The sequence below is a fragment of the Micromonospora sicca genome (assembly GCF_003172935.1).
Taxonomy (GTDB): Bacteria; Actinomycetota; Actinomycetes; order Mycobacteriales; family Micromonosporaceae; genus Micromonospora; species Micromonospora sicca.
Genome location: NZ_QGKS01000245.1, coordinates 1 through 20,011 on the forward strand (window position 1 = coordinate 1; position 20,011 = coordinate 20,011).

A 20,011-nucleotide genomic window follows, 5' to 3' on the forward strand; every position below is an offset into this window, starting at 1 on the left:
GACCCGCCGAGGCGGGCCGGTGGCCGTGAAGCGTCAACCCGGCATCGCTTCGGCGAGCAAGACCGGGACCGTCCCACCGCAAGGCGGGACATCCAATCACATGCTCACCAAAGCATCATGAGAGGAAACGGGACCTGATGGGCATTCGGCGCGACGAACGGTCGGGGTCGTCGTCCGTACCGAGGGTACTGACGTCGCTGCCCTGGGTCGTGGTGCTGCTGGGCGTCAGCCTGCTGACCGTCCTGCTGCTCGTGGCCCTGCTGTCCCTGCGCGGGCCGGAGCGACAGTCGGCGGCGCCGGCGCCGGCGCCGCCGATCTACCTGCCCACCGTGGCGGAGACGACGACGTCCCCCGCGCCGACCGACGCCCCGCTGATCGCCGTCGACACCACCGCCTCGCCGACCGTGTCCGCCAGCAGCACCCCGTCGCGGCGGGCCAGTTCCGCCCGGCCGTCCGCCTCGGCGTCGGCGCCCGCCACGGCGGCCGCCCCACGGACCGGCGCGCTGGCCGCGCGCTACCAGGCCACGGCGAGTGGGCGGGACTACTTCGAGGCCCGGCTGACGGTCAGCAACGGGTCCGCCCGGGGTCAGGACTGGCGGGTGGAGCTGCTCTTCACCGGCAATGTGAAGGGCATCCAGGCGTCCTCCGGCTCGGGGCTGTCGGTGACCTCGCAGGGCAACGGTTGGTTCGTGCTGCGCGGCACCGATCCGCTCGGCGCCGGGCAGAGCGCCGTGGTGCAGATGCGGTTCAGTCGTACGGGCAGCGGTGATCGGCCAGGTCAGTGCACCGTCAACGGCAACGCGTGCACCATCGGCTGACCGCACGCCCTGCCCGGGACCGGGCACTTTCCGGCATTGGTCCCGATCGCTACGCTCACTCGACGGGATCGACAGGGGAGGGGCCATGTCCGGCACGCGTCGCACCCGGCCATTGCCCGGCGCCAGTACCGCGATCGCCTCCTCGCCCTGGATCGTGGTGTCGATCGGCGTGATCGTGATGGTGGTGTTGCTGGTCCTCGCGCTGGCCTCGACCCGCGGGCGGCGGCCGTACATCGATGCCCGGCCGGGTCCGCCGGTCGCCACCGTCCCGCTGCCCGGCCTGCCACCTGGCACACCGTCCCGCGCGGCGTCGACCAGGACCCCGCCGGCGGTGCCCGGTCTGTCGCCACGGTCGACCGTCCTGCCGAGCACCGGCCGGCCGACGTCGAGCGCGTCGGCGCGCGCGGGTGGTGGTGGGGGCACCGAACGGCCGACCCCACCCCCGGTGCGCCCGTCGGTGACCGGGCGATACGGGGTGGCCAACACCTGGGACGGCGGTTTCCTGGGTGAGGTGCTGATCGTCAACGCCGGCTCGACGGCCCGCGGCTGGACGGTGCGGCTGGCGTTCCCCGAGGGACGGATAGTCGGGTTCTGGGTGGCCGGTGCGGAGGGGGGAAGTGGCCGCGTGTCCGACGGCGTCCTGACGTACCGGAGTGGGGCTGACCTGGCGCCCGGAAGGTCGGTGCCGTTGCAGTTCCAGGTCGAGAACACCCGCACGACCCGCCCGGAACTCTGCACCGTCAACGACTCGCGCTGCTCCGGCTTCTGAGCCGGCGCGCGGTCCACGTCGCCGGCCGATGGTGGCCGCATCCTGATCACCGTCCGCAATGGTCCCGGGCGGCCCGGTCGATGCTCCGTTTCGCAAGGTGACTGCTTTGTTGCGACTTGGTTTGCAAGGTATTGCAGAATGTTTCGGCAAGGGCTAGCGTGCGGGCGAATCAGCGACCAGAGGAAGGCCGTCGATGAAACCCCCGCCGATATCCCGCAACGCCCTGCTCGCCTTGGTTTCCACCCTCACCCTCGCCCTCGTCGGCGTGCCGGTCGCCGTTCACCAACTGGGCGCCGACGCCACCGACGGCTCCTCCCGCGCCGACCTCCTCGCGGCCGCCGGCGCGGCGCAGTGGCGCCAGGAACCGTCCGCCGAGGCCCTGCTCAAGGCCGGCGCCAACAGCGCGCAGGCCGACCAGTTCTACTTCGTCCTGCCGGACCGCTTCGCCAACGGCGACCAGCGCAACGACACCGGCGGCCTCACCGGTGACCGGCTGAGCACCGGGCTCGACCCGAAGGACAAGGGCTTCTACCACGGCGGCGACCTCAAGGGCGTCATCAACAAGCTCGACTACATCGAGGGGCTCGGCACCACGGCCATCTGGCTCGCCCCGATCTTCAAGAACCGGCCCGTGCAGGGCACCGGCGCGGACGTCTCCGCCGGGTACCACGGCTACTGGATCACCGACTTCACCCAGGTCGACCCGCACTTCGGCACCAACGAGGAGCTGAAGCGGCTGGTCACGCTCGCCCACCAGCGGGGCATCAAGGTCTACCTCGACGTCATCGTCAACCACACCGCCGACGTCATCAGGTACGCCGAGGACAGGTACGCGTACGTCGACAAGAAGACCGCGCCCTACCAGGATGCGCAGGGGCGGGCCTTCGAGGACCGCAACTACGCCGACGGCACCCGGGACTTCCCGAAGGTCGACCTGACGTCGTTCCCGTACACGCCGACGTTCGCCAGCGCGGCGGACGCGAAGGTCAAGGTCCCGGCCTGGCTGAACGACCCGACCATGTACCACAACCGCGGTGACTCGACCTTCGCGGGCGAGAACAGCGAGTACGGCGACTTCTTCGGCCTGGACGACCTGTGGACCGAGCGTCCCGAGGTGGTGCGCGGGCTGACCAAGGTCTACGGCGACTGGATCGGCAGCACCGGCGTCGACGGCTTCCGGCTGGACACCGTCAAGCACGCCAACCTCGACTTCTGGCCGCAGTTCAGTCAGGGCATCGAGCGGGCCGCCGAGCAGGCCGGCAAGAAGGACTTCTTCATGTTCGGCGAGGTCTACAGCGCCGACCAGGAGATCGAGTCGACGTACGTCCGGCAGGGCGGTCTGCCCGCCACCCTCGACTTCTCCTTCCAGGAGGCCGCCCGCGGCTACACCGCCGCCGACGGCTCCGCCAAGGCGCTCGCCGACATGTACGCCCGGGACGACCTCTACGCCGCCCGGGACACCGACGCCAACCGGCTGACCACCTTCCTCGGCAACCACGACATGGGCCGGATCGGCTCGTTCATCGCCGCGACCGGCGGCGACGACGCCAGCCAGCTGCGCCGCGACCAGCTCGCCCACCAGCTGATGTTCCTCACCCGCGGCCAGCCGGTCGTCTACTCCGGCGACGAGCAGGGCTTCACCGGCCCGGGCGGGGACAAGGACGCCCGGCAGGACATGTTCGCCAGCGAGACGGCGGACTACCTCGACGACGACCTGATCGGCACCACCCGCACCCACGCCAGCGACCAGTACGACAAGAGCCACCCGCTGTACCGCACCATCGCGAAGCTGGGCGAGCTGCGGCAGGCCCACCCGGCGCTGCGGGACGGCGTCCAGGTCACCCGGTACGCGGCCGACGGGCCGGGCGTCTTCGCCTTCTCCCGGATCCTGCCGTCCGACCGCACCGAGTACGTCGTGGCGGTCAACAACGCCGCCACCGCGCAGACTGTCTCCGTGGACACCTGGTCGGCCGGCGCCACCTTCGCCGGCGTCTACGGCGGTTCGGCCACCTCGACGGCCGCCGCCGACGGCAAGCTGAGCCTGACCGTGCCGGCGATGTCCGCCGTGGTGCTCAAGGCCGACCGCGCCATCCCGCAGGCCGGCGCCGCGCCGGGCATCACCATCACCGCGCCGGGCGACGCCCCGGTCGCCACCAAGGCCGCCGCCACCGCCCAGGTCACCGGCGACCCGCTGGCCACCGTCACCTTCGCCGCAAGGGTCCCCGGTGGCAAGTGGACGCTGCTGGGCAGCGCGCACAAGGCCCCGTACACCGTCCACCACGACCTGACCGGACTGGCCGGGGGGACGAAGGTCGAGTACAAGGCCGTGGTCCGCGACGGCAAGGGCCGGGTGGCCAGCGCCCGCGCCACCGGCGTGGTCGGCACCCCGGCGCAGAGCGCCTCGCGGGACTGGGCGGTGGTGCACTACCAGCGCCCGGCCGGCGGGTACGACGACTGGGGCCTCTACACCTGGGGCGACATCGACCCGGCGTACGCCACCGAGTGGCCCAAAGGGCAGCCGTTCGCCGGTGAGGACTCGTTCGGCCGGTTCGCCTGGGTCAAGCTGAAGCCCGGCGCCAAGTCCGTCGGCTTCCTCGTGGTCGACTCCAACGGCAACAAGGACGTCGGCAACGACCGCACCATCGACGTGACGCAGACCGGCGAGGTCTGGGTCAAGCAGGGCGACGGCGCGCTCTACCCGACCCGGCAGGCCGCCACCGGCGAGCCCGATCCGGCCGTGGACCAGAGCACCGCGGTCATCCACTGGCGCAAGGCCGACAACAACTACGACGGCTGGGGCCTGCACCTGTGGGACGGCGCCGCCAACCCGACCGACTGGGGCAGCCCGCTCAAGCCGGAGAAGGTCGACTCCTTCGGCGCGGTCTTCCGGGTGCCGCTGGCCGCCGGGGCGACCGGGCTGAGCTACATCATCCACAACGGCGACACCAAGGATCAGCCCGACGACCAGCGGCTGGACTTCGCCGCCGCCGGGCACGAGGTCTGGCTGCTCGCCGGGGTCAAGGGGCGGCTGCTGCCCGCCACCTCCTCCGGGGTCGCCAAGGACGTCGACATCACCAAGCAGAGGGCGCAGTGGATCGACCGGTCCACCGTCGCCTGGGAGACCGGGCCGACCGACGGCAAGCGGTACGCCCTGGTCGCCGCCCCGACCGGCGGGCTGAGCATCGCCGACGGTGAGCTGGCCGGGACGTACATCACGCTGCCGTTGCGGGCGCAGCGCAACGGGCTCACCGAGGCCCAGCGGACGGCCTACCCGCACCTGTGGGCCTACCACGCCTTCAGCCTTGACCAGGCGGACCTGGCGAAGGTGCCGGCGGCGCTGCGTGGGCAGCTCGCGGTGACCGAGCGGGACGCCGAGGGCACGCTGCTCGGCGCGACCGGCGTGCAGATCCCGGGCGTGCTCGACGACGTCTACCGGGCCGCCACCACGGCCAAGCTCGGGCCCACGTTCGCCGGCAAGGTGCCCACCCTGGCCGTCTGGGCGCCCACCGCCCGTACGGTCGCGTTGCAGCTCTTCGACTCGCCGACGGCCGAGCCGAAGACCGTGTCGATGAGCCGCAACGACCGCACCGGCGTCTGGTCGGTGCGCGGCACGAAGGGCTGGACCGGCAAGTACTACCGCTACCAGGTCGAGGCCTGGCAGCCGGCAGCGCAGAAGGTGGTCACCGCCGCGGTGACCGACCCGTACTCGGTGGCCCTGGCGCCGGACTCGACGCACAGCCAGATCGTCGACCTGACCGACCCGGCGCTGGCCCCGGCCGGCTGGGCCACGCTGCGCAAGCCGGCCGCGGTGCCGTCGTCGAAGGCGCAGATCCAGGAGCTGTCGGTCCGCGACTTCTCCATCGCCGACGGGAGCGTGCCGGCCGGGCGGCGGGGCACCTACCTCGCCTTCACCGACCCGAACACCACCGGCATGAAGCACCTCAAGGCACTCGGCGACGCGGGGGTCAACTACCTGCACCTGCTGCCGGCGTTCGACTTCGCCACCATCCCCGAGAAGCGGGCCGACCAGCAGCAGCCCGCCTGCGACCTGGCCGCGCTGCCGCCGGACTCCGACCAGCAGCAGAAGTGCGTCGCCGCGGTGGCCGAGAAGGACGGCTTCAACTGGGGGTACGACCCGCTGCACTACACCGTGCCGGAGGGCGGCTACGCCGTCGACCCGGCCGGGGCGCAGCGGACCACGGAGTTCCGGCAGATGGTCGCCGGGGTGAACCAGGCCGGCCTGCGCGTGGTGATGGACGTCGTCTACAACCACACCTCCGCCGCCGGCACCGACCCCAAGTCGGTGCTCGACCAGGTGGTGCCGGGCTACTACCACCGGCTGCTGTCCGACGGCAGCGTCGCCAACTCGACCTGCTGCGCCAACACCGCGCCCGAGCACGCCATGATGGGCAAGCTGGTGGTGGACTCCCTGGTCACCTGGGCCAGGCAGTACAAGGTGGACGGCTTCCGGTTCGACCTGATGGGCCACCACCCGAAGGCGAACATCCTGGCCGTCCGGGCCGCGCTGGACAAGCTCACCGTGGCGCGCGACGGCGTGGACGGGAAGAAGATCCTGCTGTACGGCGAGGGCTGGAACTTCGGCGAGGTCGCCGACGACGCCCGGTTCGTGCAGGCCACCCAGGCCAACATGGCCGGCACCGGGATCGGCACCTTCAACGACCGGCTCCGCGACGCGGTCCGTGGCGGCGGCCCGTTCGACGGCAACCCGCGGATCCAGGGCTTCGCCTCCGGGCTGTACACCGACCCGAACGGCGATCCGGTCAACGGGTCGGCGGCCGAGCAGAAGGCGCGGCTGCTGCACTCCCAGGACCTGATCAAGGTCGGGCTGACCGGCAACCTGCGCGGCTACCGGTTCACCGACTCCTCCGGGAGGACGGTCACCGGCGCGCAGGTGGACTACAACGGCGCGCCGGCCGGCTACACCGCCGCGCCGGGCGAGGCGGTCACCTACGTCGACGCGCACGACAACGAGATCCTGTACGACGCGCTGGCGTACAAGCTGCCGCAGGGCACCTCAGCGCATGACCGGGCCCGGATGCAGGTGCTCGCCCTGGCGACCACCGCCTTCGGGCAGGGCACGGGCTTCGTGACGGCCGGCTCGGAGCGGCTGCGCTCCAAGTCGCTGGACCGCAACTCGTTCAACTCCGGTGACTGGTTCAACCAGATCCGCTGGGACTGCGCCCAGGGCAACGGCTTCGGCGCCGGTCTCCCCCCGGCACAGGACAACGAGAGCAAGTGGTCGTACGCGAAGCCGCTGCTGGCCGATCCGAAGCTGGTGCCGGACTGCGCGGCGATCAACCTGGCCGACGGCCGGTACGCGGAGCTGCTGGAGGTTCGGCGGTCGTCGCCGGTCTTCGGGCTGGCCACCGCCGACCAGGTGCAGAAGCGGGTCGCCTTCCCGCTCTCCGGCGAGCAGGAGACCCCGGGCGTGCTCACCATGACCCTGGACGGCCGTGGACTGGACGGTAAGTGGAAGTCGGTGACGGTGGTCTTCAACGGCACGCCGGCGGCGGCGGAGCAGACGGTGACCGGCCTGCGCGGGGCGAGCGTGGCCCTGCACCCGGTGTTGCGGAACTCGGTTGACCCGGTACTGCGGACCGCCTCGTTCGACCCGGCGAGCGGCACCTTCACCGTGCCGGCGCGCAGCGTGGCCGTCTTCGTCCAGAGCTGACCTGACGACGGTCCGGCCCCCTGCCACCGAGGTGGCAGGGGGCCGGACGGCTGCGCGGATCCGTTCGCTGACCGTCGATCAGTTGAAGCAGTCCTCGACGGTGCCGGCGCAGTTGGTCGGGTCGTTGTCGGTGACGGTGGACTCGTCGTCGAGCTTGACCGTGCCTTCGTTGTTGAGGATGCCGCCGGCGACGCGGTGGTTCTTGGACGGGTCGGTGGCGGTGTTCTTGGTGACGCGGGTGTCGGTCAGGGTGACCTTGCCCTTGTTGTTGAAGATGCCGCCGCCGTTGAGGGCGGTGTTGCCCTTGATCTCGGTGTCCCGCAGAGTCAGGGTGGCGTTGTCGTCCTTGCCGTCCTTCTTGTCCTGGTAGCCTTCGTCGATCTTCACGTCGGTGTCGCCGTTGAAGATGCCGCCGCCGAAGCGTCCGGCGGTGTTGTCGACGATGTCGCTGTCGGAGATGGTGGCGGTGGCGTCCGACTTCTTCTCGTCCTTCTTGTCGCCGTCGTCCTTCTTGTCGCCGTCGTCCTTCTTGTCGCCGCCGTTGGAGGACCAGTCCTTCTTCTTGTCCTCGCCGCCGGTGTTGACGATGCCGCCGCCGTCCTTGTCGGCGTGGTTCTTGGCGACGATGACCTTGTCGAGCTTGAGGTCGGTGTCGAGGGCGTAGATGCCGCCGCCGCTCTCGCAGGCGGTGTTGTTCCTGATCACGGTCAGGGTGATCGTGACGGTGCCGCCGGAGCTGGACAGGCCGCCGCCGTTCTTGCCGGCCTTGTTGTTGTCGATGGTGCTCTTGACCTCGTCCTTGCCCTTGGCGGAGCCGGTGATCTCGACGGTTCCGGCCTCGTCGCGGTCCTTGCGGTCCTTGTCGTGGCCGTTGTTGTCGTAGCCGCCGTTGTGGTAGGTGCTGTTGTCGTAGCCGTTGTTGTCGTAGCCGTTGTTGTCGTAGCCGTTGTTGTCGTGGTCGTTCTTGTCGTGGTCGTCGTGCTTGCCGTTGCCGTTGGCGATGCCCCCGCCGTTCTTGCCGGCGGTGTTGTTGCTGATGTGGGTGTCCTTGACCTTGAGGGTGCCGCGGTTGAAGATGCCGCCGCCGTCCTTCTGGGCGTGGTTGTTCTCGACCTTGCTGTCCTCGAGGTCGACCCGGCCGAAGTTGGCGATCGCGCCGCCGTTGTTCTCGGCGTTGTTGCCGGTCAGCTTCACGTTCTTCAGGTGGGCGCTGCCGCCACGCTCGACCAGCAGCGCGCCGCCGTCACCCTCGCCGTCCTTCTTGCGGTCGTCCTTCTTGCGGTCGTCCTTCTTGTCCTTGTCGCCCGACCACGAACCCGAGCCCTGCGAACCCGAACCCGGGCCCGAGCCCTGTGCGGCCGGCGCGGCCGGCGCGGCCAGGGCCACTGGCGCGGCCTGAACGGCCGCTCCGGTCTGGGCGGCGGGCGCCATCTGCATGCCCGGCCCGCCCTGGGCGGCCGGCGCACCCGCGGCACCCGGCGCGCCGCTCGGCGCACCCTGGCCACCCGGCGCACCCGCGGCGCCCGGCGCGCCACCCGGGGCGCCCTGTGAGCCGGAGCCCTGCCAGTCGGAGCCCTGCCAGCCGGAGCCCTGCGAGCCGGAGCCCTGCGAGCCGGAGGACGGCCCCGACCCGTACTTGAACTCGGAGGCGTTGCCGCCCTTGACGGTGAGGTCCTTCAGGGTCAGGTCACCACCGTCGGCGACCCGGAAGATCCGGAACGCGTCCTCGGAGTCCCGCTTGATCGTCGAGTCGTTGCCCTTGATCGTGATGTCCTGCTTGATCGTCGGCAGACCCGCGAGGTCCTTCTTGTCGGAGAAGCTCAACTCGTAGGTGCAGTGCTCGGCCAGCTTCAACGTGCCGCCCTGATCCCGGTTCGCCTGATCGACCGCCTCGATCAGCTCCTCCTCGTCACACGGCACCTCCCGCACCCGCCCGTGATCGTCCCAGTCACCACGGTCCTCACCCTCGTGACCCTTCTCGTCACGGGCCTCCTCCCTGGCGTCATGGCCTTCGCCGCTCTTGCCGGCGTCGGCGGCGTTCTGGGGCGCCGCCGCGTGGTTCTCCGCGACGCGCTGGGGGTCGTCGGACTTGTCGTCTCGAGCCGCGAGACCACCCAGCGCCGCCAGACCGACGACGCCGGTCAGCCCGGCCACGCCGGTGGCGACCCAGAGCGCCCGCCGCCTGTTCGTCGGCGGGGGCATCGGCGCCCCGCCGTCGGTAGTCGTTACGTCGTTGGACATCAGAGCCTTCCGCCCTTTCGTGCTACAAAGGGGCCGACCCGCCTGAGGTGGGGCGACCAGCTACAAATCGGTTGCAGCCTCTGATGCACACCGTATGAGAAGGATCCTCACGACGAGGACGTATCTGAAAAAAGCCCGCATTCCGCTCACATCCGGGGCGGTCGGCATGGCCGGGGCGCACCGGCAGGAAAGGCTCCGAGCAGCGGAAACGGCGACGGGCCCCGCCACCGGTGTCGTAACGACGAGATACGTCGCAGACGCCGGCGGCGGGGCCCGCCGTGGGTCGTACCCGGATCAGCCCGGCAGGCGCGGACCCGCCTCGCGCTGCTCGGCCAGCCAGGTCTCCACCTCGTCCGAGCGGCGCGGCAGGCCGGCGGACAGGTTCACCGCGCCGGTCGCCGTGACCAGGATGTCGTCCTCGATCCGGACGCCGATGCCGCGCAGCTCCTCGGGGACCAGCTCGTCCTCGGGCTGGAAGTAGAGCCCCGGCTCCACGGTCAGCACGTAGCCCTCGCCGAGCGCGCCGTCGCGGTACTTCTCCTTGCGGGCGTTGGCGCAGTCGTGCACGTCGATGCCGAGCATGTGGCTGGTGCCGTGCAGGGTCCACCGGCGGTAGACGGTCGAGGCCGGGTCCATCGCCTCGTCCACGCTCACCGGCAGCAGCCCGAGATCCTTGAGCGCCTCGGCGAGCACCCGCATCGCGGTCAGGTGCACCTCCCGGAACGCGACACCCGGCTTGATGATGTCGATCCCGGCCTGCTGCGCGGCGTAGACCGCGTCGTACACCTGGCGCTGCAACGGGGTGAACCGGCCGTCGACCGGCAGCACCCGGGTGACGTCGGCGGTGTAGAGGTTGCGGTTCTCCACGCCCATGTCCATCAGCAGCAGCTCGCCCGGGCGGGTGGCGCCGTGGTTGTGCACCCAGTGCAGGATCGTGGCGTGCTCGCCGGCGCCGACGATCGAGCCGTAGCCGACGTCGTTGCCGTCGTGCCGGGCGCGCAGCGCGAAGATCCCCTCCAGCAGCCGCTCGGAGACCCCACGGTCGGCCGGCAGCGCCCGGGCGACGTCCTCGAAGCCCCGGACGGTGGCGTCGCACGCCTCCTGGAGCTGGGCGATCTCCCACTCGTCCTTGACCAGCTTCAGCTCCGAGATGGCGATGGCCAGCTCCCGGTCGCGGGCCGGCTGGCCCTCGGCGCGGGCGCCGTCGAACGGCCGCACGGCCGCGTCCACCCGGGCGTCGAAACCGCGCAACACCCGGGTACGCCCCGGCGCGCAGTCGGCCAGGGCCGTGTCCAGCTCGGTCAGGTCGGCGGTCGGCAGCCCCAGCTCGGTCGACTTCTCGCCGAGGGTGTGCCGCCGGCCCACCCACAGCTCGCCGTGCCGGCTGCGGAAGAACTCGTCGGTCTTCCGGGACGACCGGGGCCGCATGTACAGCGTGGCGTCGTGCCCGGAGCCGTTCGGCCGCAGCACCAGCACACTGTCCGGGTCGTGGTCGCCGGTCAGGTACGCGAAGTCGCTGCCCGGCCGGAATGGGTGGTCGGTGTCGTTGGCGCGTACCTTCTCCCCGCCGGTGGGGATGACCAGGGTCTCGCCGGGGAAGGCCGTGGAGAGCGCGGCCCGCCGCTTGGCGTAGTTGGGCACCTCCGGCCGCGGGCCCACCGGCAGCTCGGTGTCCCGCCAGCCCTGCCGCATGAACGCCAGGAACGCCTCCGGGAAGTCCGGGTCGTGTGACTCGGTGCCGTCCGCCGGCTTGCCCTGCTGCGCCCGCTCCTCGGCCATGATCCGCCTCCTTGCGCCTCGTCGCTGGTCCAGACCGTACCGCGCGAACCGTGACGGGAAGAGCCTGCGGTGCCGCGACGTCCGGTCCGGCCGCGTGGAAAGATGACCACCATGTGCGGACTCCTGGCCTTCTTCAGCGCGCGCGGCGACGCCGCCGCCCACCGCGACAACATCGCCGGAGCACTGGAGTGCCTGCACCACCGCGGCCCGGACGAGACCGGGGTCGAGGTGGTCGGCGACGCCTCCGGCCAGTACGCGGACGGGGTGTTCGCGCACAAGCGTCTGGCGATCATCGACGTGGCGCTCAGCCACGAGCCGCTGCCCTACGCGGGCGGCCGCTACCTGCTCACCTTCAACGGTGAGATCTACAACTACATCGAGTTGCGGGACGAGCTGATCCGGGACTTCGGCGCCCAGTTCGCCACGAACGGTGACGGCGAGGTGATCGTCGCCGGATACCACTACTGGGGCGAGCAGGTGCTCACCCGGCTGCGGGGCATGTTCGCCTTCGTCATCTGGGACCGGCAGGAACGGCGGGCGTTCGGCGCCCGGGACTACTTCGGCATCAAGCCGCTGCACTACCTGGAGACCGCCGACGGCCTCTACCTCGCCTCTGAGAAGAAGGCGCTGCTGCCGTTCGCGCAGTCCGCGTACGCCGGCGACGCCGGGATCGACGCGGCCAACCTGAGCCACTACCTGACCCTGCAGTACGTCCCCGAGCCGGGCACCCTGCACAAGGGGATCAACCGGATCGGGTCGGGGGAGTACCTCACCTGGACACCGGGCGGCCGGATCGAGGTGCGCCGGTGGTACCGGCCGGTGTTCCGGCCGGCCCCGGTCTCCGACGAGCAGAAGCTCTACCACGAGATCCGGGAGACGCTGCGGGAGAGCGTCCGGATGCACATGCGCTCGGACGTGCCGGTCGGCTCGTTCCTGTCCAGCGGCATCGACTCCACCGCGGTGGTCGCGCTGGCCCGCGAGTTCAACCCGAACATCCTCACCTTCACCGTCGGCTACGACGTCCCGGGCTACTCGGAGATCGACGTCGCCCAGGACTCGGCCCGGCACCTCGACGTGACCACCATCCCGACCAAGATCGGGCCGCAGGACATGATCGACGCGCTGCCGAAGATCGTCTGGCACCTGGACGACCCGGTGGCCGACCCGGCGCTGGTCCCGCTCTACTTCGTGGCGAAGAAGGCCGCCGAGCACGTCACGGTGGTCCTCTCCGGCGAGGGCGCGGACGAGTTCTTCGGCGGTTACACGATCTACCGGGAGCCGCTCTCCCTCAACGCGGTCAACGGCCTGCCCGACGGCGTGCAGAAGGGGCTGCGGGCGGTCTCCAAGGCCATCCCGCAGGGGGTCAAGGGCAAGAGCTTCCTGGAGCGCGGCACCACCCCGATCGAGCAGCGCTACTACGGCAACGCCCGGATGTTCACCGAGGAGGAGAAGCAGCACCTGCTTCGCCGCTACGACCCCTCGGTCCGCTACACCGACGTCACCGCGCCGATCTACGCGGAGTGCACCGAGCTGGACGACGTCACCAAGATGCAGTACGTCGACCTCTACACCTGGCTGCGCGGCGACATCCTGGTCAAGGCCGACCGGATCTCGATGGCGCACTCGCTGGAGGTGCGGGTGCCCTTCCTCGACCGCGAGGTGTTCAACGTCGCGGCCGGCATCCCGGTGGACCTGAAGCTGCCGCCCCGCTCCGACGCCACCAAGTACGCCATGCGCCAGGCGCTGCAGGGCGTGGTGCCGCCGGCCATCGTCAACCGGAAGAAGCTGGGCTTCCCGACCCCGACCCGGGTCTGGCTGCGCGGCGAGATGTACGAGTGGGCCCGGCACGTGCTGGCCACCTCGGGTGCCGGCGACCTGATCGACCTGCCGTACGCGATGCGGCTGCTGGACGAGCACAAGCGGGAGGAGGCCGACCACTCCCGCAAGGTGTGGACCGTGCTGATCTTCTGCATCTGGCACGCCATCTTCGTCGCCAAGACCCTCGACCCGGGCATCCAGCGCAACCAGTCCGCCCTGCTCACCAAGCCGGTGGTCGGCAGCATGGTCCGCTGACCGTCGGGCCGCGTCCGGCCCGCCCGCTGTTGGTCGAGAGGTTTGCGCTTCCGGAGGCGGCTCCGGCGGGGCGCGAACCTCTTGATCGTTCAGCGGGACCCGGCCGGTGTCACCCGGTGCTCAGAGCAGCTTCTCCAGCGTGATCGGCAGCTCGTACTGGCGCCGCCCGGTGGCGTGGTAGACGGCGTTGGCGATGGCGGCCGCCGCACCCACCACGCCGATCTCGCCGACGCCCTTCATCCCCAGCGGGTTGACCACCTCGTCGTGCACCTCGACGGTGTCGACCACCACGTCCGGGGCGTCCGCGTTGACCGGGACCAGGTAGTCGCCGAGGCTGGCGTTGGCCCAGCGACCCAGGCGCGGGTCCATCCGGGTGGCCTCCAGCAGCGCCTGGCCCAGCCCCCAGAGCATGCCGCCCATGAGCTGGCTGTGCGCGGTCTTGCGGTTGAGTACCCGGCCCGGCGCGAACACGCCGACCATCCGGCGTACCCGGACCACGCCGAGGTCGGCGTCCACCGCGACCTCGGCCATCTGCGCGCCGAAGGTGTGCACGCCGTACCCGGCGTCCTGCGGCGGCGGGTTCCAGGTGCCGAGCACCTCCACGTCGGGGGCGAAGGTGCGGTGCATCAGGTCGGCGTAGGTCTCGCCGACGTCGGGGCGGTCGCGCAGCACCATCTTGCCGTCGCGGACCTCCACGTTCGCCGGGTCGGCGTCGCGCAGCGGCGAGTGGTCGTCGGCCACCGCGCGCCGGATCAGCTCGTCGCGCAGCTGGCTCGCCGCCAGGTGTACGGCCGAGCCGACCGCGCTGGTGCCGGCGGACCCCACCGCGGCGGTGACGTTCGGCAGGTCGCTGCTGCCGCCGACGAAGCGCACCCGTTCCACCGGGATGCCCAGCGCGTCCGCGGCGACCTGGGTCATCGCGGTGAACACGCCCGTGCCGAACTCGGAGACGCCGGCCTCGACCACCGCGGTGCCGTCGTTGTAGAGCCGGGCCCGGGCCCGCTGCGGGTTCACCGGCTGGGTCACCGGGTAGAGCGCGCTGGCCATGCCGGTGCCGATCAACCACTGCCCGTCCTGCCGGGACCGGGGCCGCGGGTCGCGGTCGTGCCAGCCGAACAGCTCGGCCGCCCGCTGGTAGCACTCCGTCAGCCCGCTGCTGGACCACGGCTTGCCGCTCTCCGGGTCGGTCGCCGAGTAGTTGCGCAGCCGCAGCTCCAGCGGGTCGATCCCGATCCGCTCGGCCAGCTCGTCCATCGCGCACTCCAGCGCGAACATTCCGGTCGCTTCCCCGGGGGCCCGGGTGAAGGTCGGGGTGATGGTGTTGCCCCGGACCAGGTGGTAGACGCCCTCGTAGTTGGGGCTGGTGTACGCCACCGACGGGCTCTGCAACGACGGTTCCGCCCAGTCGTCGAAGGGCGAGGTGAGGGAGAGCTTGTGGTGGCGCAGGGCGGTGATCCGGCCGTCGGCGCGGGCGCCGAGGGTGATTTGCTGCTCCTGCTCCTCGCGGTGCCCGCAGGAGGTGAACATCTGCTCCCGGCTGAGCACCAGCCGCACCGGCCGGCCCACGTGCCGGGCGGCGAGCGCGGCCACTGCCGGGTGGTGCCAGACCATCGCCTTGGATCCGAAGCTGCCGCCCACGGCGTGGCTGACCACCCGGATCGAGATGGGTGGCAGGCCGAGCAGCTCGGCGAGGGTGAACTGGACGGCGTTCGGTCCCTGGGTGGAGTCGTAGACGGTCAGCCGGTCGACGTCCTCCCAGACGGCGGTGCTGGCCGACGGCTCGATCGGGTTGTGGTGGTTGGGCGCGAACCGGTAGGTGGCGTCCACGCACACCTCCGCCTCGGCCAGCGCCTTCGTCACGTCGCCCCGGGACGCGTGCCCGGGCAGCAGGCCGCCGAAGATCCGCTCCGGCACGTACGCCCGGTCGCGGGCCTGGTCGAGCAGGGTGGTGGCGGGCGTGGTCTCGTACTCGATGCGGATCAGGGTGCCGGCGTGGTCGGCGCGTTCGATGGTGTCGGCGACCACGACGGCGACCGGCTGGCCGCCGTAGTGGATGGTGTCGTCCTGCATCGGGAAGAAGGTCTGTCCCGGCGCGGCCAGCCCGGCCAGCGAGGGGAGCAGCCGCGGCACGGTGGCGACCCGGCCCAGGTTGCGGTGGGTGAGCACGGCCAGCACGCCCTCGGCCCGCTCGGCCTCGCTGGTGTCGATCGCGGTGATCCGGCCGCTGGCGATCTTCGCGTTCACGATCACCGCGTGCGCCAGGTTGGTCACCGGCACCTCGGCCGAGTAGCGCGACTCGCCGCGTACCTTGAAGCGGCCGTCCACCCGGTTGAGGGTGCCGCCGATCGCCGGGCTCATGCCGTCCCCTCCCGCTGTGCCATCTCCGCCAGGGCGCGGACCATGGTCCGTCGGGTCAGCTCGATCTTGAAGGCGTTCATCCCGTGCGGCACCGCCGACGCCAGCTCCGCCTCCGCGGCGCGGGTGAACGAGTCGGTGTCGGCCGGCGCGCCGTCGAGCACCCGCTCGGCCGCCCGGGCCCGCCACGGTTTGGTGGCCACCCCGCCCAGGGCCAGCCGGATCTCGGTGATCCGGCCGCCGGCGACCGACATGGCCACCGCGACGGCGGCGAGCGCGAACTCGTACGACTCGCGGTCGCGTATCTTGACGTACCGGGAGGTGGCCGCGACCGGGAGCGGTGGCAGGTCGATGCCGGTCACGAGTTCGCCGTGGGTCAGCGGGTGCTCCCGTTCCGGGGTCTGCCCGGGGAGCAGGAAGAAGTCGTCGATCGGGATGCTCCGCCGCCCGGCCGGTCCCTCGGTCTGCACCACCGCGTCCAGCGCGACCAGGGCCACCGCGACGTCGGAGGGGTGGGTGGCGATGCAGCACTCGCTGGTGCCGAGCACCGCGTGCCCCCGGTTGATGCCGTCCAGCGCGCTGCACCCGGTGCCCGGGGCGCGCTTGTTGCAGCCGGCCGCGACGTCCCGGAAGTAGCTGCACCGCACCCGCTGCATCAGGTTCCCGGCGACGGTGGCCATGTTGCGCAGCTGCGGGGAGGCGCCCATCAGCAGCGCCTCGGCGACCATCGGGTACCGCCGGACCACCGCCGGCTCCTCCGCCACGTCGCTCATCCGGGCCAGCCCGCCGAGCCGCAGCCCGCCGTCGGGCAGTTCCTCGACGCGGGTCAGCGGCAGGTCGTTGATGTCGACCAGGCGGCGCGGCTGCTCAACGTAGATCCGCATCAGGTCGACCTGGGTGGTGCCGCCCGCGAGGAAGGCGCTCTCCGGGTCGGCGCTGACGGTGCCGATCGCGGTGCCGACGTCCGCGACCCGGGAGTAGCTAATCGGCCGCACCGCTGCCCCCCTGCTCGTCCCGCACCCGGCGGATCGCCGCGCGGATGTGCGGGTACGCGGCGCAGCGGCAGATGTTGCCGCTCATCCACTCCCGGATCTCCGCGTCGTCGCCGGCGTGTCCCTCGGCCAGCAGCGCCACCGCGGACATGAGCTGCCCCGGCGTGCAGTAGCCGCACTGGAACGCGTCCGCGTCGAGGAACGCCTGCTGCATCGGGTGCAGCGTGTCCCCCTCGGCCAGCCCCTCGATGGTGGCCACCTCGCGGTTCTCGCAGCTGATCGCGAGCGTCAGGCAGGCCAGCACCCGCCGCCGGTCCACCCAGACCGTGCAGGCCCCGCAGGCGCCCTGGTTGCAGCCCTTCTTCGTGCCGGTCAGCTCGAGCCGGTCCCGGAGGGCGTCGAGCAGGCTGACCCGCGGCTCGACGGACATCGTCCGGGTCTCCCCGTTCACCCGCAGGCGGACCGCCACCTCGCCCGGACCCCGGACCACCGCGCTGTCCGGGGCCGGAGCGGTCCGGATCGCCTGGTACGACTTCACCAACTCGCACCTCCTCGTGCCCGAAGCGACCATATATTTCGGAATGTTCTGGAAAGGGCAGATCGTCGGACTTGGTGCCGCTGGCGTACCGGCCGCGGCGTGCCGGGGTGGCCCAGACGGCCGCCTCGGTTCTCCGCCGGCCGTCAGCCGGCGGCGCGCCGACCGGACGGAGAGGCGGGACTTGTGCCGGACGTGTTCGACGAACTGCACCGACGTTGGCGGGGTGGCGAGCCGGTGGCGCTGGCCACCGTCGTGGCCACCCGGCGGTCCGCACCGCAACCGCCCGGCGCCGCGATGCTGGTCGCGGCCGACGGCACGGTCACCGGCAGTGTCTCCGGCGGCTGCGTCGAGGCCGACCTGTACGAGCGGGCGCGCGCCGTCCTCGACACCGGAACCCCGGAACTCGCTCGCTACGCGGTCAGCGACGACGACGCGTACGCGGTCGGCCTCACCTGCGGCGGGGAGCTCGACGTGTTCCTGGAGCGGGTCGACCCGGCGGGCTTCCCGGAACTGGGGGCGGTCGCCGCCGCGCGGCGCGCCGGCCGGCCGGTAGCCGTGGTCACCTGCGTCGCGGCCGACGCGGGCGATCCACCGGCGCTGGCGGCGCCGGCCGACCCGGCGGGCCGGCTCGGCCGGCGGCTGGTGCTGACCGAGGACGGGACGAGCGGCACGCTGGGCGGGGAGCGGTTGGACGCCGCGGCCTCCGCCGACGCACTCGGGTTGCTCGCCGCCGGCCGCGGCGCGGTGCTCCGCTACGGCTACGACGGGCAGCGGCGCGGCAGCGGCCTCAGCCTCTTCGTGGCGACGTACGCCACGCCGCCCCGGATGATCGTCTTCGGGGCCATCGACTTCGCCGCCGCGGTCGCCCGGATCGGCGCGTTCCTCGGTTACCGGGTGACCGTCTGCGACGCGCGACCGGTCTTCGCCACCGCCCCGCGGTTTCCCGACGCGGACGAGGTGGTGGTGGACTGGCCGCACCGGTACCTGCGGGCGGAGCTGGACGCCGGCCGCGTGGACGCGCGGACCGCGGTCTGCGTGCTCACCCACGACCCGAAGTTCGACGTGCCGGTGCTCGCCCTGGCGCTGCGGCACCCGCTGGCGTTCGTGGGGGCGATGGGCTCCCGGCGTACCCACGACGAGCGGCGCAAGCAGCTCCGGGAGGCGGGCGTCAGCGTGGCGCAACTCGACCGGCTCGCCGCGCCGATCGGCCTGGACCTCGGCGGGCGCACGCCCGAGGAGACTGCGGTGAGTGTGGCGGCGCAGATCGTCGCCGGCCGCTGGGGCGGGACGGGCAGAGCGCTGGCGAAGCTGGCGGGACCCATCCACCGTCCGGAATAGACCGGAGCGCGCGCCTGCCGCGCGGACCCGGCGCACCTGGTGGCTCGGCGCTCAACCCCGCGACTCGCACCCGGCCCGCTACGCCAATACCGTGTTTTCGACGGCCATCAGGCCGCGGACTGTGCCAGCCTGAGGCGACAAGATCGGTCGAGGCGCGGTGGACGGTGCGGCGGCGTCGACGACGAAAGGACCGGAATGGGATACGCGGTGGTGCTCGGTGAGGCGCTGGTCGACCTGCTCGACGCCGAGTACGACGGGCAGCCCGTCTACCGGCAGGCGATCGGCGGTGGCCCGCTCAACGTGGCCGTCGCGGTGGCCCGACTCGGCGGAGACGTCCAGTTCGTCGGGTCGCTCGGTGACGACGCGCTCGCCGCCCGGATCCGCGCGTTCCTGGGCGCGGCCGGGGTCGGGCTGGCCGGCGCGGTGACCGTGCCGGCGCCGACCGCCCTCGCGGTGGCCACCTTCGCCGGCCCCGAACCGGATTTCCGCTTCTACGGCGAGCCCCGGTCGTACGCGCTGCTCACCGCCGACGACCTGGACGTGGCGCTGGTCGAGGGCGCCGACGTGCTCTACTGCGGATCGATCGTGCTGCTCGACCCGCCGGTGCGCGCCGCCGCGCGCCGGGCCTGGTCGATCGCCGGCGCGCTGCGGGTGTTCGACCCGAACGTCCGGCCCCGGCTGCTGGGCCGGCCGGGGGCCCTCGAGCGGCTGCGTGAGGTGGTGGCCGAGTTCGCCGCGAGCGCGCACCTGGTCAAGCTCAGCACCGCCGACGCCGAGCTGCTCTATCCGCGTGAGCCGGTCGAGGGGGTCGCCGCGTACCTGCGCGAGCTGGGCGCGGGCACGGTGGTGGTCACCCTCGGCCCCGCCGGCGCGCTGGTCGCCGCCGGCCCCGACGTGGTACGGATCCCGGCGCCCAAGGTCCGGGCGGTGGACGCCACCGGTGCCGGTGACTCGGTGATGGGCGCCCTCATCGCCGAGCTGCTCGTCGACGGCGAGCCCACGGACCCGGCCGGCTGGCAGCAGCGGGTCGCGTTCGCCCTGCGGGTCGCCGGCCTGGTCTGCGAGTCCCCCGGCGGCGCCGTCGCGATGCCCACCCGCGCCGACCTGGCCCGCCGCTTCCCGTCCTGACCGACAGCGGGCCGGCGCCCGAGCGAAAGCCACGGACCGGGGTGAATCGCGGACCCAACTGCAAGATCGCCGGGGTGGGGGTGCGGCGAGGGGGCTGACAACTGCTCACTCTCCCGTGATCAAACATACGAATATATGAGTGTTAGTATCGTTCTGTGAAGCTTGCCGAGTGGGCGCGCCGTAACGGTGTGCACCCGCAGACCGCGTACCGCTGGTTCCGGGAGGGGACCATGCCGGTGCCCGCTCGGCGTCTGCCGTCCGGCACGATCATGGTGGAGGTGACCGACG

11 protein-coding genes and 1 pseudogene are annotated in these 20,011 nt (G+C 71.9%); 7 read left to right on the plus strand and 5 right to left on the minus strand.

The genetic code is table 11. The annotated features are described in order from the left end of the window. Positions 1 to 137 precede the first annotated feature (137 nt). The 3 genes from DKT69_RS17800 to pulA all read left to right on the plus strand — a co-directional run bounded on the left by DKT69_RS17800 (position 138) and on the right by pulA (position 7,279). Positions 138 to 818 carry a hypothetical protein gene (locus DKT69_RS17800; RefSeq protein WP_109802662.1) on the plus strand — a complete coding sequence of 227 codons (681 nt, stop codon included), beginning with the start codon at positions 138 to 140 and terminating at the stop codon, positions 816 to 818. An 85-nt stretch (positions 819 to 903) separates the two neighbouring features. Next, positions 904 to 1,587, plus strand: coding sequence for a cellulose binding domain-containing protein (locus tag DKT69_RS17805; protein WP_109802663.1), 684 nt, complete (start codon positions 904 to 906; stop codon positions 1,585 to 1,587). 193 nt (positions 1,588 to 1,780) lie between these two features. Then, positions 1,781 to 7,279 carry a pullulanase-type alpha-1,6-glucosidase gene (pulA, locus tag DKT69_RS17810; RefSeq protein ID WP_109802664.1) on the plus strand — a complete coding sequence of 1,833 codons (5,499 nt, stop codon included), beginning with the start codon at positions 1,781 to 1,783 and terminating at the stop codon, positions 7,277 to 7,279. 78 nt (positions 7,280 to 7,357) lie between these two features. Here pulA and DKT69_RS17815 read toward each other — a convergent pair whose 3' ends face one another. After that, positions 7,358 to 9,520, minus strand: a complete 2,163-nt coding sequence (locus DKT69_RS17815; protein WP_109802665.1) for a hypothetical protein — start codon at positions 9,518 to 9,520, stop codon at positions 7,358 to 7,360. A gap of 294 nt (positions 9,521 to 9,814) precedes the next feature. Continuing rightward, entirely contained in the window at positions 9,815 to 11,299 is a 1,485-nt protein-coding gene (locus DKT69_RS17820; protein ID WP_109802666.1) for an aminopeptidase P family protein, read from the minus strand. Between the two features lie 111 nt (positions 11,300 to 11,410). On the opposite strand from DKT69_RS17820, the gene asnB reads away from it, so the two are divergent. Then, entirely contained in the window at positions 11,411 to 13,372 is a 1,962-nt protein-coding gene (gene asnB / locus DKT69_RS17825; protein ID WP_109802667.1) for an asparagine synthase (glutamine-hydrolyzing), read from the plus strand. 120 nt (positions 13,373 to 13,492) lie between these two features. On the opposite strand, the gene DKT69_RS17830 is transcribed toward asnB, so the two are convergent. Genes DKT69_RS17830 through DKT69_RS17840 form a run of 3 tightly spaced genes read right to left on the minus strand, consistent with a single transcriptional unit; the run spans position 13,493 to position 17,209 of the window. Beyond that, complete coding sequence (locus tag DKT69_RS17830; RefSeq protein ID WP_109802668.1) at positions 13,493 to 15,730, minus strand: xanthine dehydrogenase family protein molybdopterin-binding subunit; 2,238 nt, start codon at positions 15,728 to 15,730, stop codon at positions 13,493 to 13,495. Continuing rightward, positions 15,727 to 16,722: an FAD binding domain-containing protein gene (locus DKT69_RS17835; RefSeq protein ID WP_109802669.1), complete on the minus strand. Its 996-nt coding sequence runs from the start codon at positions 16,720 to 16,722 to the stop codon at positions 15,727 to 15,729. Before DKT69_RS17835 ends, DKT69_RS17830 begins: the two co-directional genes overlap by 4 nt. Further along, a complete protein-coding gene (locus DKT69_RS17840) occupies positions 16,709 to 17,209 on the minus strand; it encodes a (2Fe-2S)-binding protein (protein ID WP_375373544.1) in 501 nt (166 codons plus the stop codon). Before DKT69_RS17840 ends, DKT69_RS17835 begins: the two co-directional genes overlap by 14 nt. 231 nt (positions 17,210 to 17,440) lie before the next feature. Between DKT69_RS17840 and DKT69_RS17845 the strand changes: the two genes are divergently transcribed. From DKT69_RS17845 to DKT69_RS17855, 3 genes and pseudogenes are all read left to right on the plus strand, one after another. Further along, positions 17,441 to 18,595 carry an XdhC family protein gene (locus tag DKT69_RS17845; RefSeq protein ID WP_109802671.1) on the plus strand — a complete coding sequence of 385 codons (1,155 nt, stop codon included), beginning with the start codon at positions 17,441 to 17,443 and terminating at the stop codon, positions 18,593 to 18,595. Between the two features lie 195 nt (positions 18,596 to 18,790). Beyond that, positions 18,791 to 19,723, plus strand: a complete 933-nt coding sequence (locus tag DKT69_RS17850; protein WP_109802672.1) for a carbohydrate kinase family protein — start codon at positions 18,791 to 18,793, stop codon at positions 19,721 to 19,723. A gap of 155 nt (positions 19,724 to 19,878) precedes the next feature. Next, a pseudogene (locus tag DKT69_RS17855) lies at positions 19,879 to 20,011 on the plus strand (IS607-like element ISCARN56 family transposase); the annotation flags it as partial.

What these genes read in the sequence shown, in the direction of transcription:
- DKT69_RS17850 (WP_109802672.1), top strand. Translation starts at nt 18,791, where the DNA reads ATGGGATACGCGGTGGTGCTCGGTGAGGCGCTGGTCGACCTGCTCGAC.
- DKT69_RS17805 (WP_109802663.1), top strand. Translation starts at nt 904, where the DNA reads ATGTCCGGCACGCGTCGCACCCGGCCATTGCCCGGCGCCAGTACCGCG.
- pulA (WP_109802664.1), top strand. Translation starts at nt 1,781, where the DNA reads ATGAAACCCCCGCCGATATCCCGCAACGCCCTGCTCGCCTTGGTTTCC.
- DKT69_RS17820 (WP_109802666.1), bottom strand. Translation starts at nt 11,299, where the DNA reads ATGGCCGAGGAGCGGGCGCAGCAGGGCAAGCCGGCGGACGGCACCGAG.
- DKT69_RS17815 (WP_109802665.1), bottom strand. Translation starts at nt 9,520, where the DNA reads ATGTCCAACGACGTAACGACTACCGACGGCGGGGCGCCGATGCCCCCG.
- DKT69_RS17800 (WP_109802662.1), top strand. Translation starts at nt 138, where the DNA reads ATGGGCATTCGGCGCGACGAACGGTCGGGGTCGTCGTCCGTACCGAGG.
- DKT69_RS17830 (WP_109802668.1), bottom strand. Translation starts at nt 15,730, where the DNA reads ATGAGCCCGGCGATCGGCGGCACCCTCAACCGGGTGGACGGCCGCTTC.
- asnB (WP_109802667.1), top strand. Translation starts at nt 11,411, where the DNA reads ATGTGCGGACTCCTGGCCTTCTTCAGCGCGCGCGGCGACGCCGCCGCC.